Here is a 13,728-nt window from a genome sequence, read left to right as displayed (position 1 = left end):
CAATTAAAAAGGATCAAAGCATGAAAGGCATCATCCGTATTGGCGACAAAACCACCGGTGGCGGCACCGTACTTTCGGGTTCCACCGACATGCGATTCGAGGGTGTCGGTGTGGCGCGCGAGGGGGACCCGGTGCGCTGTCCAAGCCACGGCCGCACGGTGATCGCCGAGGGGCATCCGGCGTTTCGTGACAATGGTGTCCCGGTCGCTTTCGATGGCCATCGCTGCGCATGCGGTTGTGCGCTGGTTTCTTCCTTGCCTGTAGCGGGTGCGAACTAGCCTATGCCAGTCAGATTGGATCGAGTCCCAGCATTAGCGCTGAGACCTGCGCGCCCTCGTGTCTGGCTTTGGGCAGGTTTGCTGCCTCTGTTGCTGCTGATGGGGGCGGGGGTGGCGTTGTTGTTCGGGCCTGCAGACTTGCATCAGCAGCCAGTCAACTTCTGGGCACTGTCCCTGGGGGTACCGTTGGTTGGCTGGTGCGTGTTGGGTTTTGGGCGAGCACTGATTTACATAGGTCAACAAAGTGCTGCCGATGGTTGGGATGAAGCTCGGGAGAACGATTTGATTCGCAAGACCCGGCAAGGGCGTCGCTCCCAACAATTATTGGGTGTGAGTCTGTATACGGCCCTTCGAGAACCAGGTGGTCAGCCAGCCGCTCAACTGGATGCTTTTCTGAGCGGGACTTCCTCTATTGCGGCTCGACCCGTGCGGGAGGGCTCAACACCGTTACGTCACAGTCACTTGTCAGGCGATAGGGAAGACCCCGAACTCCTGCTGCTGGACGTGTTGAAGCAGTTGCTCGGCGATTTGGCGCGAACTCTGGAGCCGTTACCGGACGGTGCGCCACTGGCATTTTTACTGGAGGTCGAAAGCGGATTGCCTGAGGGGGTGTTGCGTCGCGTGTGGCGCCAGGCGTGGAGTGCGTCGGGTATCCGTCAATCGTCGATTCCTGTCGAGGGCAGCGGGTTGGCCGCGGTGGATCACTGGCTTGACCAGCGTATTGACGATCAGGCCTTGCTGATGGTGGTGGCGGTGCAGTTTGCACTGGAGCAGCCCGAAGGCACGGCAGAGGTTGCTGTTGGCTTGTTGCTGGGCAACCGTCTGACGCAAACGACCTTGGCGCCGATCGCCTGCCTCCATCGTCCCGAACCAGAGCGCAAGCCCACCGACACCGATCTGCTCTACGCCGCACGTCAAGCTCTCGACTGGGTACCACTGGGTGCGCAATCCATCGAGCAGGTTTGGCGCGCAGGTATTGATGCGCAACGTCATGCCGCCTTGTCGATGGTGTCGGCGGAATTACCTCTGCCAGCCAGGCCTAACCAGGGTTTTTGCAGTCTCGATGATTTGCTTGGGCATCCTGGACCCGCAGCACCTTGGCTGGCCATAGCCGCCGCGGCGCAGGCGATTGAGCGCGGTGCCGGGCCGCAATTCATTTTCAGTGGCGGCGCCGTCGCCGATGGGCTTTGGAGCACGGTGCTGATGCCCGTGTCACCCCTTTCGAAATAGGAATCTCGAATGCAGTTTCGACGCTCTGTAGGGATAGGTGTGTTGGTCAGCGTGCTGGTGGTCGCTGGTCTGGTTTTGGCTGCACAGGTCTGGTATCACCCTGAGTCGCTGGGTATTGAATCCGGCAGCGGCTGGCAAACGTTCTGGTTTTCGGTGGTCTCGGCCACCACCTTGATCGTGGCGATATTCCTGGGTGGTTATCCATTGCTGGGACGGCTGTTGGGGCATTCAACTTATGGCCGGCTTGATACGGATGACGTTCAGCAGCCTGCGCAAGTGTCCCCCGAAAAAACCGCTGATACGCCGGGAGCACGAACCATCGCGGCGATCAAAGCTTCCTTGCGCAAGCGCCACGGCCACCTCTGGCGCCACAAAACCCGCCTCCTGCTCATCGTCGGCGAACCCGAGCAGATCCAGGCGATCGCCCCCGGCTTGAGCCACGACAACTGGCTGGAAGACCACAACACCCTGTTGCTCTGGGGTGGCAGTGTGCAAACCAAACTGGACGCCTCGGTACTCGACCGCTGTCGCGCCTTGACCCGCTGGTGCGCCCTCGACGGCGTGGTCTGGGCGCTGAACGCCGAGCAGAGCGCCGACGACAACCTGATGGGCAACGGTGCACGTCACCTGCAAGATCTGGCGCGCACGCTGGGCTGGTCGTTGCCGCTGCACCTGTGGCAGGTCTGCGCCAGTTCGTGGGCGCAGGACCAGCGCCCAACCCAGGCGGTCGGCTGCGTGCTGCCGTCACGCCTGACGCCGCCGATCCTGGAACACGCGCTGAAAAATTTGCTGGAACCGTTGCGCCACGAAGGCTGGGCGCAGATGAGCACGCGGCCCGATCATGATTTCCTGCTGCGCTTGTCGCGGGATTTGCAGGTCGAAGGCCTGGCCCGTTGGCGTCAGGCGCTGGCGCCGTGGTTCGGGGTCTTCCGGCAGGACCTGCCGTTGCGCGGGTTGTGGTTCAGCTTGCCGCTGACCCGTAAGACGGATCGCAAAGATGACCACTTCTGGCCGATGGGCCCGGTCTGGCAGGGCGTGCTGGACGCCCCGAAACCGCGCAGCCGGCGTTTGGGCTGGAGCGCGCCGCGCGTCGCTTATGGGCTGGCGTTGGGCCTGGCCGTGGTCTGGGGCACCGGTCTGTTGCTGTCGTTCGTCAGCAACCGCGTGCAGATCGCGCAGGTGCAGACCGTGTTGACCACCCTCGAACAATCGCAAAGCGCTGATGAACAATTCCTCGCGTTCAACGAACTGGTGCGCGAGCTCGGGCGCCTGGATTACCGCGCCGAGCACAGCACGCCGTGGTATCAGCGCTTTGGCCTCAATCAAAACGATGCGCTGCTGGCCGCGCTGTGGCCGCGTTACGTCGAGGCCAACAATCGCTTGCTGCGCGATCCGGCGGTGGCCCATTTGCAGGCGCGGCTCAACGCGCTGGTCAAACTGCCGCCGGACAGCCCCGAACGCAGCAAGCGTGCCGGTGTGGCCTATGCCCAGCTCAAGGCCTACCTGATGCTGGCACGCCCGGAAAAAACCGACGCGGCGTTCCTGGCCCAGGTCCTGAGCGACGCCGAGCCGCAACGCGCCGGGTTCTCGCCGGGGCTCTGGCAAGGACTGGCACCCACCTTGTGGCAGTTTTATGCGCAGCAACTGGCGCGCCATCCGCAATGGGGCATCGAAGCCGACCCCCGGCTGGTGGCCCAGGCCCGCCAAGTACTGCTCGGCCAGCTCGGCCAGCGCAATGGCGAAGCCAGCCTGTACCAGAGCGTCCTCGACGGCGCGGCCAATCACGCTCCGGCGTTGAATCTTCAGCAGATGGTCGGCGACACCGAGGCAGCGGCGCTGTTTACCACGTCGGCCGAAGTGCCGGGCGTGTTCACTCGCCAGGCCTGGGAAGGCCAGGTGCGGCCGGCCATTGCCGCCATCGCCGAGGCCCGTCGCGAAGAGATCGACTGGGTGCTCAGCGACAATCCCGCCAGCCTCGCCGTCGAATTGAGCCCGGAGCAACTGCGCGAGCGCCTGACCGAACGTTACTTCCAGGACTACGCCAATGCCTGGCTGGATTTCCTCAACCACCTGCGCTGGCAGCCGGTCGACAGCCTCGGCGAGGTGATCGATCAACTGGCGCTGATGAGCGACGTGCGCCAGTCGCCGCTGATCGCGCTGATGAACACCTTGGCCTGGCAGGGGCAGGCCGGCACGCGCGGCCAGGCCCTGGGCGAGTCGTTGATCAAGTCGGCGCAGAAGCTGATCGCCCAGGACAGCGTGCCGCCGATCGAGCAGTCGCTCGGCGGTCCGGGTGGTCCGCTGGACGCCACCTTCGGGCCGTTGCTGAGTCTGTTGGGCAAGGACGCCGAGCGCACCTACGACAGCGAGCGCCTGAGCCTGCAAGCCTTCCTCAACCGGGTCACGCGGGTGCGCCTGAAGCTGCAACAAGTGAGCAACGCGCCGAACCCGCAGGCGATGACTCAGGCCCTGGCGCAAAGCGTGTTCCAGGGGCATAGCGTCGACCTCACCGACACCCAGGCCTACGGCAACCTGCTCGCCGCGAGCCTCGGCGCCGAGTGGGACGGGATCGGCCAGACCCTGTTCGTGCAGCCGCTGGAGCAGGCCTGGCAACGGGTGCTGCAACCCTCGACGGCGGGCCTCAACAGCCAGTGGCAGCGGGCGATCGTCAAGGACTGGCATGGCGCTTTCGCCGGCCGCTACCCCTTTGCCGCCACCAGCAGCGACGCGTCATTGCCGATGCTCGGGCAGATGATCCGTGCCGACTCCGGGCGCATCGAACAGTTTCTGCAGCAGCAACTGGGCGGCGTGCTGCGCAAGGAAGGCAGCCGTTGGGTGGCCGATGCCCGGCACAGCCAGGGTCTGCACTTCAACCCGAAGTTCCTGACGGCGATCAACCAGCTCAGCCACCTCGCCGACGTGCTCTACACCGACGGCGGCATGGGCCTGAGTTTCGAGCTGCGCGGCAAGCCGGTGCGCGACGTGGTGCAGACCACCTTCATTCTCAATGGCGAAAAGCATGAGTACTTCAACCAGAAGGAACGCTGGCAGCGCTTCAGCTGGCCGGGCTTCAGCCAGCATCCGGGCACGCGTTTGTTGTGGATCAGTGTGCTGGCCAATGAACGGCTGTTCGGCGACTACGAAGGCACCTGGGGCCTGATCCGTCTGCTGGAACAAGCGAAAGTCACCGCGCTGAACGACACCGACAGCCAGTATCGCGTGCAGCTCAGGGCACCTGATGGCCTCGACCTGACCTGGCACCTGCGCACCGAACTGGGCGCAGGGCCGCTGGCGTTGCTCAAGTTGCGCGGCTTTGAATTGCCGGCGCAGATTTTTCTCGGCGAAGGCACTCAAGCGCAGCCTTATGCGCAGAATGGAAGTTACCCATGAGCCTGCTCAAACTGATCACCCGTTGCCTCGGCGAACGTGACCCGCTGGCCCTTGCCCGTACCCAGGCCGACTGTTGGCAATCCTGGTTGCAGCCCATCAGCGCGCAGTCGCCGGTCGGTGAAGACCCGGGTTATGACGATGACTTCCAGCGCATGCGCGAAGAGGTCAACAAGCTCACCGGCGCGAACGTCGACGAGGTGATTCAGCTGGCGGAGAAGTTGCTCGGCCAGCGCTGCAAGGATCTGCGCGTCGCCACTTACTACCTGTGGGCACGCCTGCAGAAGGACGGTGAGACGGGGTTGGCCGATGGCCTTGGTTTATTGGCGGCGCTGGTTGAGCGGTACGCCGGCGATGTGCTTCCCGTGAGGGCCAACAGCCGCAAGATGGCCCTGGAGTGGTTGACCGGCGGCAAGGTGCTGGACAGCCTGTCGCTGTACCCGGAGGTGGTCAAGACCGAGGCTGAACGCACGGTGGCGGCGCTGGCCTGGCTTGAACATGGGTTGCAAGCCTGGCCCGAGGATCAGCGGCCGCAGCTGGATGCGTTGCATGGGGCGTTGTCGGCGCGCCTGGCGCAGTCTGGTGGGGTCGATGCGGTGGTGCCGCAACACAGCGCCAGCCACGAGTCCGTCGGCCAGGCCAGCGCGCCGGACAGCCTGGCCATCAAGTCCGGGCGCGACCTGCTGGACAGCGGCCGGAAGCTGGCCGACTACCTGCGTGACCAGCCCCTGGGCTGGCTGGCGGCGCACCGCCTGATGAAGAGTTTGCGCTGGGATACCTTGCACGAGCCGCCGCTACAGGACGCCAGCGGCACGACGCGTATTTCACCGCCCAGGGGAGAATCCAGGGCGAAACTCAAGCGCTTGTATCAGCAACAGAACTGGAGCGAATTGCTTGTTCAGGTCGAATGGATATTCGCCGAGGGGGTCAACCATTTCTGGCTGGACCTGCAGTGGTACCTGGTCCAGGCCCTGAGCAAACTACCGGCGCCTCACGACGGCTGGGCCGACATCGTCAAGCGCGACCTGGGTATGTTCCTCGAGCGGCTGCCGGGCCTGGAGGCGCTGGGGTGGAACGACGGTACACCGTTCGCCGACGAGACCACCCGTGAATGGATCGCTCAGCACGTAAGCGCGCAACAGTCGCGCCAGCTCCTGCCCGCAGCGGCCCCGGCAGCGGTCATGGCCGATGGCGAGATTCTGTCCCTGGAAAGCGAGGCGCTGGCCCAGGCCGACAGCGACGGCGTCGAACATGCACTGGCCTGGCTGGCCGCGCGCCCGGACATTCACAGCGGTCGCCAGCGCTGGCTGCTGCGCCTGCTGATGGCGCGGGTGGCCGAGCAATGCGGCAAGAACGACCTGGCCCTGCACCTGCTCGGTGAACTGGATGCCACGGCCGAGCGCCAGGCCTTGGCGGACTGGGAGCCGGAATTGAATTTCGAGGTCAAGGCCCGCCTGCTCAAGCTGACCCGCCTGAAAGCGCAGCGCAACGATGCCGACAAGCCGGCCCTGGCCAGGCGCATGGAGACGTTGCTGGCGGCGCTGGTTGCCATCGATCCGGTACGCGCCGCCGTACTGTGCGGTTGAACCCCATTTATCAGGATTATTTACAGCATGGACAATCTGACACTGCGTTATTACGACGCCGAGATGCGCTACCTGCGCGAAGCCGGGCAGGAGTTTGCGCAAGCGTTTCCCGACCGCGCGGCGCAGTTGAACCTGGACAAACCCGGCGCCCGCGATCCCTATGTGGAGCGTCTGTTCGAGGGCTTCGCTTTCTTGATGGGGCGCCTGCGCGAAAAGCTCGACGACGACTTGCCGGAGTTGACCGAAGGCCTGGTCAGCCTGTTGTGGCCCCATTACCTGCGCACCATTCCCTCGCTGTCGATCGTCGAGTTCCAGGTGGAGCTGGCACAGCTCAGGCGCAGCGAGCTGATCGCCGCCGGCCAGGAGGTGCTCTCGCAACCCATCGGGCCGCAGCGTACCGTATGCCGTTACACCACCACCCAGGACCTGCGGCTGCAACCCATCGAATTGCAATCCTTGCGCCTGGCCCATGAGCCCGACGGCCGCTCGCTGCTGCGCCTGCGGTTTGCCTGCGCAACGGCGATCGACTGGAGCCAGATCGACCTCAGCCGCGTGCCGATGTACCTGAACGCCGATGCCCCTCTGGCCAGCGCGCTGCATCAGGCCCTGACCCTGCATGCCCAGGCGTTGTATGTGCGCCTGCCGGGCGAGGCGCAACGAGTTGCACTGGCAGGTCATTTCGCGCCCAAGGGCTTTGCCGACGAGGACCGTTTGTGGCCAAAGGGCGACAGCGCGTTCAGTGGGTATCAGTTGCTGCTGGAGTATTTCACCTTCCGCGAGAAGTTCATGTTCGTCACCCTCCATGGCCTGGAGCAGGTGAACATCACTGCGGATATGCCCTGGTTCGAACTGGAGGTGGTCCTGCGCGAGTCGTGGCCGCAGGCATTCAACCTGAGCGCCGAACACCTTCGCCTGCATGCGGTACCGGTGATCAATCTGTTCACCCTGGAAGCCGATCCGATGCCGCTGGATCCATTGCAAACCGACTACCTGTTGCGTCCCATGCGCCTGCAGGACGGTCACACGGAAATTTACTCGGTGGACCGGGTCACCGCATCGAAGAACACCGAGCGTCTGGACTATGTGCCGTTCAGCAGTTTTCGTCACAAGGGCGGAATGTTGCGCGACGAGGCGCCCGAGCGTTACTTCCATACCCGCCTCAAGCGAGGCGCCATTGGCCTGCACGATACCTGGCTGATTCTTGGGGGCGACGGCTTCGATCAGGATCGCTTGCAGGGCAGCCAGAGCCTTTCCCTGCAACTGACCGGGACCCACGGCCTGCTGCCACGCAAGGCGCTGCAAAGCACCCTGCTTGATGGGCTGGTCAACACCGCCGTGAGCGGCTTGCGCGTGCGCAATCTGAGCGCCCCGACCTTGCCGTGTTATCCGCCGAACCGCGATCGTTTCCACTGGCGCGTACTCAGCCACCTGGGCTCCAACTTCCTGCCGATGCTCGATAACGCCGAAGTGCTGCGCGGCACCCTGGCGCTGTACGACTGGACCGGCAGCGAGCTGAACCGTCGTCGCCTGGCGGCCATCGTCGAAGTCAGGCACCACCTGGTGCAGCGGTTCGAAAAGGGCTTTCTGCTGCGCGGCGTGGACATCGAAGTGACCCTCGACGCCCATGGTTTTTGCGGCGAGGGCGACATCAGCCTGTTCGGCGAAATGCTCCATCGCTTCTTCGCGCTGTACGCCGACATTCACCTGTTCAACCAGCTCACGCTGATCCTTCAACCTACTGGAAAGTGCCTGCGATGGAACGAGAACCACAGTCAGCGTATTCCCGGCTGAAAGCCTGCGGATTGCTCGAGGTGCTGGAGGGGCGGGTGGCCGAGGCCAGTCTGTATCGGTTCTGCCAGCTGCTGGAGCAAGCCCTGCCAGGCCATCCGCCGCTGGGCAGCAGCAGCCATCCGGCAGACGACCCGGTACGGTTTCGCCCGGACCCCGGCATGGGCTTTCCCGCCGGTGAGCTGAAGTGCATCGAGATCGATGACCGGCAGCCGCTGCGTCCGGCGACGGTGCGTACGCGGCTGTTGGGCTTGTACGGCGTGGATTCGCCATTGCCGACGGCTTTTGTCGACGACATTGCCCAGCGCCGCGACGGGCATGAGGCGCTTGAGGCGTTTCTGGATATTTTCAACCACCGGATCTTCACCCAGTTCTATCGGATCTGGCGCAAGTATTCCTACCCGGCCACCTTCGAAGCCGGCGGCAGTGATGCGACGTCGCAGTGTCTGCTGGGTCTGGTCGGTCTTGGCATTCCCGGCACGGCCAAGCGCATTGCCACGCCGGTTTCGCGGTTTCTCGCGCTGCTTGGTGTGATGCGCATGCCCACCCGCAACGCCGAGGGCATCACCGCTCTGGTGTCGCTGCTCGCTCCAGAGACCCGGGCCAGGATCACGCCGCACTGGCCACAGAGAATCCCCCTGGCCCATCCGGCAAGTCTGTCCGCGAGTCGTCCGGTCAGCCTGTCCCAGGGCACGCCGCTGGGGAGCAACGGATTCGACGCCAACAGCCAGCTGCACTTGGCGCTGTTCACCAGGGACCGGGACGAAGCTCGGGGCTGGTTGCCCGACGGCCAGTTGTATAACGATCTGCTGGTGTTGCTGCGGGTCTACCTGGGCTGGCGCTGCACCGCCAGGCTGCGGTTGTCGCTGCCGGTGCGCAGCTTGCCGCAACCGGTGCTGGGGCGGGCGCCGATCCGCCTGGGTATGACCGGCATGCTGGGTTCGGGCAGTGACACCTGGCAGGGCGCGGAACACGACACCATCACCATCAATCTGGGCCGCTACCAGGGCCTGTCGAAAAATACTCGGAACAGGGAAGCACAGCATGTCGCGTACCGTTGGTAATTCATTGATCCTGACCACGCTGGCGGTAGTGCTCGCCGGCTGTGGTGTCACTCAGACTGTCTCGGAAGGCACGGCATCTGCCACCCGCTCGATTTTCTACAAACAGGTGAAAGACTTGCGCCTGGATTTCAGTGCCCGCACGGCCATCAACACTGATGTTGCGGACATGAATGCGATGTCGGTCCCGACGCTGGTGCGGGTCTATCAACTGAGCGACAGCAAGGCGCTGCAGAGGGCTTCCTACGACAGCCTGCTCGGTGGCGACGAGCAGGCGCTGGCCGGCAATTTGCTCGATACCCGGGCGCTGGTGATCAAGCCTGGCGAGGGCGCGAAACTGGATGTGCCGCTGGATAAGGACGCGCGTTTCGTCACGGTGGTCGCGCTGTTTCGTAACCCCGATGTGCAGATGAATACCTGGCGCTTGACCTTGAACCGCGACGATCTCGACCCGGACCGGGCACGGGTCATCGAGCTGGGGGACAACCAATTGACCCTGCGCGCATTGGCCCGGGACTGACCATGCCTGACCTCAATCCATCGCTTTACGAAACACTGCTGCAGAACTTCGACGGTGACCTGGACCTGTATCAAGTCAATGAAGAGGACCAGCACACGCTGTCGGTACTGGACAACCTGCAACGCATCCTCAACAGCCGGGCCGGAACACTCGCGCACCTGCCCGATTACGGTCTTCCCGACATGGGCCAGATCCTCCAGGGCCTGCCGGGCTCGGCGCACGTGTTGATGAGGGCCATGCAGGACACCCTGAGCAAGTACGAACCGCGTCTGGCGACCGTGCACATCGAGTTGCTCGAGCAAGCTTTGCCAGGCCATCTGGACTACAGCCTCGACGTGCTGCTCAAAAGCGGCCGGCAGGTGACCTTCGGTACCACACTGGCAGCGGAGGGCAAAGTCCTGGTGCGCCATCTGAAACGACAGCAATGGCTGTCGAAATCCTGAACTTATAAAGCAACGGAGGCTGACGGTGCTATTTGAAATGCGTATTCGACTGGGCGGTGATCCGCGCGGTTACGGTGAGTTTATTGCGCTGCGAGAAGAGCTGGCGAAGTTGAGTCATCCGGCCTGTCCCGATGTAGATTGGGCGAGAGTGGAGCAGTGGTGCCTGGCACTGTTCGAACACAACGGCGCAGACCTGCAGACGGCCGCCGCGTTTGCCCTGGCGCGCAGCCAGCGGCATGGCGTGGAAGGCATGACCCAGGGGGTGACGCTGATCGAAACCCTGTGCGGCCAGTGGGCGGCCTGTTGGCCACCCATGGCGTCGGTGCGCCTGGATATCCTTGCCTGGCTGTGCGTGCAGTGGCAGGCGTTGTTGCGCAATCTGGCGCCGGGAACACAACACTTCCCCGAGTTGCTTCAACTGGACAGCGGGCTGGCGCGTTTGCAGCAGCGCCTGGAGCTGCAGGCACAAGCGCCGGTGGTGGCCCTGCATGCCTTGCGCCAGCAGATCGAGAGCCTGATCCGGCGCATGCAGCGCAGCAGCGTTGTGGTTGGCACGCTATCGCCGCCTGCAAGGGAGCCGGCGCCGCCCGGGTTGATGCCTGTGGTGATATTGCCGCCCAACCCCTTGCCCATGCCTGAAATGCCGCCGGCGAAGCGTCCCCTGGCCCGGTGGCTTTGCGCTGCAGCCCTTGTGACGGGCCTGGTCAGCGGAGCCTGGTGGCTGGGCTCGACCGGCGTCGCCGAGCTACGCCTGGCGCATCTATTGCAGCCGCCACCGACTATTGTCGCGCCGGTGCACCTGGACAGCCTGTCGTTGTTCGAGGCCGGCAGCGCCGAGCTCAAGCCGGGTTCGACCAAGATCCTGATCAGCGCCCTGGTTGACATCAAGGCTCAGCCGGGCTGGCTGATTGTTATAGGCGGGCACACGGATGGTCGAGGCAGTGCGCAGCACAATCAGCAACTCTCACACGCCCGGGCCTCGGCCGTGCGTGACTGGATGCAACGCATGGGTGATATTCCTGACAGCTGCTTTGCGGTGCAGGGGTTTGCCGCCAGCCAGCCTGTCAGCAGTGATGACAGCGAAACCGGGCGTGCGGCGAACCGACGGGTTGAAATCAGCCTGTTGCCACATGCGGGTGCATGTGGGCAAACGGCGTCAGAGGAGCGCCCCGTGTAGGCGAGGGGGGAGGGAAATACAGGCGTAACTGCGGTCCGTTCCCGCGGCTACGCCTGCACAGGGTTCAAGCCTTGATCACATATCCATAAGCGCGAATACGCCCCTCATGCTCCTTCAGATAAACCCCCTGCAACTCCGGTGTGAAACCGGGCAAGCGGTTGATGCCTTCCTCCAGCGCCAGGAAGTACTTCAGCACCGCGCCACCCCAGACTTCGCCCGGGATGATGCAGAGCACGCCCGGCGGATAAGGCAACGCACCTTCAGCCGCGATCCGCCCATCGGCATCCGCCAACGCCACCAGCTCGACGTTGCCGCGGATGTACTCGATTTGCGCTTGCTGCGGGTTCATGGCCTTTTTCGGGAAGTGTTCCTTGCGGAACATGTCCTTCTGCAACTGCTGCACATTGTGATGGCGATACAGGTCGTGCATTTCCTGGCAGAGCTGGCGAATGGTGTAGTTGCGATAGCGCTCCTGATGCTGCGCGTAGATGGCCGGCAGCACCCGGCTCATCGGCGCGTCGTCGCTGATGAAGCGTTCGAAGCGGGCGATCTGGGCGGCCAGGTGGGTCATCTTCGCCCAGTCTTCGGCCGGGGTGAGCAGGAACAGGATCGAGTTGAGGTCGCATTTTTCCGGGACGATGCCGTTCTCGCGCAGGAAGTTGGCGAGGATGCCCGCGTGAATGCCAAAGTCGGTGTAGCTGCCGTCCACCGGGTCGATGCCCGGCGTGGTGAACAGCAATTTGCACGGGTCGATGAAGTACTGCTTCTCGGCGTAGCCGGCAAAGGCGTGCCAGCGGTCCTTGGGATGGAACTCGAAGAAGCGGATGTCGCTGGCGATGTCTTCCGTTGGGTAGTCTTCCCAGGCGCGCCCTTCGATGGTGTCCGGCACGAAGGGGCGGACCATGGTGCAGGCTTCGAGAATCAGCTTGCGCGCCTCGATGCCGAACTTCACGCAGTCTTCCCACAGACGCAGGCCGCTGCGGCCCGAGTGAATGCGCGCGTTGACATCCAGCGAGGCGAACAGCGGGTAGAACGGGCTGGTGGAGGCCTGGGCCATGAAGGCGTTGTTCAGCCGGTGGTGGTTGCAATAGCGGGCCTGGCCCTTGATGTGCAGGTCTTTCTTGTGCACCTGGGAGGCCTGGGAAAAACCGGCCTGCTGTTTGTGCACCGATTGGGTGACGAAGATGCCCGGGTCGTTTTCGTTCAGGTCGAGCAACAGCGGCGAGCAGTCTTTCATCATCGGGATGAACTGCTCGTAGCCGACCCACGCCGAGTCGAACAGGATGTAGTCACACAGCTTGCCGATGCGGTCGACCACTTGCCGGGCGTTGTACACGGTGCCGTCATAGGTGCCCAACTGAATGATCGCCAGGCGGAACGGCCGTGGCAGTTGGGCCTTGTCCGGGGCGACTTCGGCAATCAGTTCGCGCAGGTAGTCTTCTTCGAAACAGTGGGCGTCGATGCCGCCGATGAAGCCGTAGGGGTTGCGCGCGGTTTCCAGATACACAGGCGTTGCCCCGGCCTGCAGCAGCGCGCCCTGGTGGTTGGACTTGTGGTTGTTGCGGTCGAACAGCACCAGGTCGCCCGGGGTCAGCAGGGCGTTGGTCACCACCTTGTTCGACGCCGAGGTGCCGTTGAGCACGAAGTAGGTCTTGTCGGCGTTGAATACTTGCGCGGCGTGTTTCTGTGCCAGCAGCGCCGGGCCTTCGTGGATCAGCAGGTCACCGAGCTTGACGTCGGCGTTGCACATGTCGGCGCGAAACAGCGTCTCGCCGAAAAAGTCGAAAAACTGTCGGCCGGCCGGGTGCTTGCGAAAGAACTGGCCGCCCTGGTGACCGGGGCAGGCGAAGGTCGCGTTGGCCGCTTCGGTGTACTTCTTCAGTGAGTCGAAGAATGGCGGCAGCAGGCTGTCTTCATAGGCTCGGGCCGCTGTTTCCAGTTGGTTGCCATGGTACTCGGCGTTGGCGCGGGTGAGATCGAAAATGCCGTTCACCTGCAGCAGCACGTCCGTCAGGTGCTTATAGACTTCCCGGGGACGGTTGGCTGAGTCCGGCGAGGCCACCAGGAAAATCGGAATGTCGAAACCGGTGCGCTGAATGGCACCCAGTGCGCCGGCCATGACGTCATTCACAGACACCACCGCCACGGCGACGTTGGTGAAATCGGTCTGGCTGAGCGCTACCACTTCCCGAGCGTTCTTGAAGCTTGCGGCGGCGCCATCGCTGACGGCTATTTTCAGGGGTTTCATCGTGGCGTCT

10 protein-coding genes are annotated in these 13,728 nt (G+C 63.6%); 9 read left to right on the top strand and 1 reads right to left on the bottom strand.

Translation table 11 applies throughout. The features are described from left to right. Positions 1 to 20 precede the first annotated feature (20 nt). The 9 genes from AB7M25_RS18115 to AB7M25_RS18075 all read left to right on the top strand — a co-directional run bounded on the left by AB7M25_RS18115 (position 21) and on the right by AB7M25_RS18075 (position 11,470). Positions 21 to 278, top strand: coding sequence for a PAAR domain-containing protein (locus AB7M25_RS18115; RefSeq protein WP_429519568.1), 258 nt, complete (start codon positions 21 to 23; stop codon positions 276 to 278). Between the two features lie 111 nt (positions 279 to 389). Then, positions 390 to 1,508 carry a hypothetical protein gene (locus tag AB7M25_RS18110; protein ID WP_454237772.1) on the top strand — a complete coding sequence of 373 codons (1,119 nt, stop codon included), beginning with the start codon at positions 390 to 392 and terminating at the stop codon, positions 1,506 to 1,508. A 9-nt stretch (positions 1,509 to 1,517) separates the two neighbouring features. After that, positions 1,518 to 4,898 carry an ImcF-related family protein gene (locus tag AB7M25_RS18105; RefSeq protein ID WP_454237771.1) on the top strand — a complete coding sequence of 1,127 codons (3,381 nt, stop codon included), beginning with the start codon at positions 1,518 to 1,520 and terminating at the stop codon, positions 4,896 to 4,898. Then, positions 4,895 to 6,481, top strand: coding sequence for a type VI secretion system protein TssA (gene tssA, locus AB7M25_RS18100; RefSeq protein ID WP_454237770.1), 1,587 nt, complete (start codon positions 4,895 to 4,897; stop codon positions 6,479 to 6,481). The genes AB7M25_RS18105 and tssA overlap by 4 nt, the downstream gene beginning before the upstream one ends. Positions 6,482 to 6,508: 27 nt before the next feature. Beyond that, positions 6,509 to 8,272 (top strand): type VI secretion system baseplate subunit TssF, encoded by a 1,764-nt coding sequence (gene tssF / locus AB7M25_RS18095; RefSeq protein WP_454237769.1) that lies wholly within the window; start codon positions 6,509 to 6,511, stop codon positions 8,270 to 8,272. Beyond that, on the top strand, positions 8,236 to 9,333 hold the full coding sequence (tssG, locus tag AB7M25_RS18090) for a type VI secretion system baseplate subunit TssG (RefSeq protein WP_454237768.1): 1,098 nt from the start codon (positions 8,236 to 8,238) through the stop codon (positions 9,331 to 9,333). The genes tssF and tssG overlap by 37 nt, the downstream gene beginning before the upstream one ends. Then, entirely contained in the window at positions 9,314 to 9,850 is a 537-nt protein-coding gene (tssJ, locus tag AB7M25_RS18085) for a type VI secretion system lipoprotein TssJ (protein ID WP_015095550.1), read from the top strand. The genes tssG and tssJ overlap by 20 nt, the downstream gene beginning before the upstream one ends. Before the next feature lie 2 nt (positions 9,851 to 9,852). Beyond that, a complete protein-coding gene (tssE, locus tag AB7M25_RS18080; protein ID WP_150725442.1) occupies positions 9,853 to 10,293 on the top strand; it encodes a type VI secretion system baseplate subunit TssE in 441 nt (146 codons plus the stop codon). Positions 10,294 to 10,330: 37 nt separating this feature from the next. After that, positions 10,331 to 11,470 (top strand): OmpA family protein, encoded by a 1,140-nt coding sequence (locus tag AB7M25_RS18075; RefSeq protein ID WP_454237767.1) that lies wholly within the window; start codon positions 10,331 to 10,333, stop codon positions 11,468 to 11,470. Positions 11,471 to 11,534: 64 nt separating this feature from the next. Here the strand turns inward: AB7M25_RS18075 and speF are convergent, their stop codons facing one another. Continuing rightward, positions 11,535 to 13,718, bottom strand: a complete 2,184-nt coding sequence (gene speF / locus AB7M25_RS18070) for an ornithine decarboxylase SpeF (RefSeq protein WP_454237766.1) — start codon at positions 13,716 to 13,718, stop codon at positions 11,535 to 11,537. Positions 13,719 to 13,728: the final 10 nt, after the last annotated feature.

Source organism: Pseudomonas sp. AP3_22 TE3818 (assembly GCF_053628995.1).
This window is presented reverse-complemented; position numbering and strand designations above follow the sequence as displayed.

What these genes read in the sequence shown, in the direction of transcription:
- AB7M25_RS18115 (WP_429519568.1), top strand. Translation starts at nt 21, where the DNA reads ATGAAAGGCATCATCCGTATTGGCGACAAAACCACCGGTGGCGGCACC.
- AB7M25_RS18105 (WP_454237771.1), top strand. Translation starts at nt 1,518, where the DNA reads ATGCAGTTTCGACGCTCTGTAGGGATAGGTGTGTTGGTCAGCGTGCTG.
- tssA (WP_454237770.1), top strand. Translation starts at nt 4,895, where the DNA reads ATGAGCCTGCTCAAACTGATCACCCGTTGCCTCGGCGAACGTGACCCG.
- tssF (WP_454237769.1), top strand. Translation starts at nt 6,509, where the DNA reads ATGGACAATCTGACACTGCGTTATTACGACGCCGAGATGCGCTACCTG.
- tssG (WP_454237768.1), top strand. Translation starts at nt 8,236, where the DNA reads ATGGAACGAGAACCACAGTCAGCGTATTCCCGGCTGAAAGCCTGCGGA.
- tssJ (WP_015095550.1), top strand. Translation starts at nt 9,314, where the DNA reads ATGTCGCGTACCGTTGGTAATTCATTGATCCTGACCACGCTGGCGGTA.
- tssE (WP_150725442.1), top strand. Translation starts at nt 9,853, where the DNA reads ATGCCTGACCTCAATCCATCGCTTTACGAAACACTGCTGCAGAACTTC.
- AB7M25_RS18075 (WP_454237767.1), top strand. Translation starts at nt 10,331, where the DNA reads ATGCGTATTCGACTGGGCGGTGATCCGCGCGGTTACGGTGAGTTTATT.
- speF (WP_454237766.1), bottom strand. Translation starts at nt 13,718, where the DNA reads ATGAAACCCCTGAAAATAGCCGTCAGCGATGGCGCCGCCGCAAGCTTC.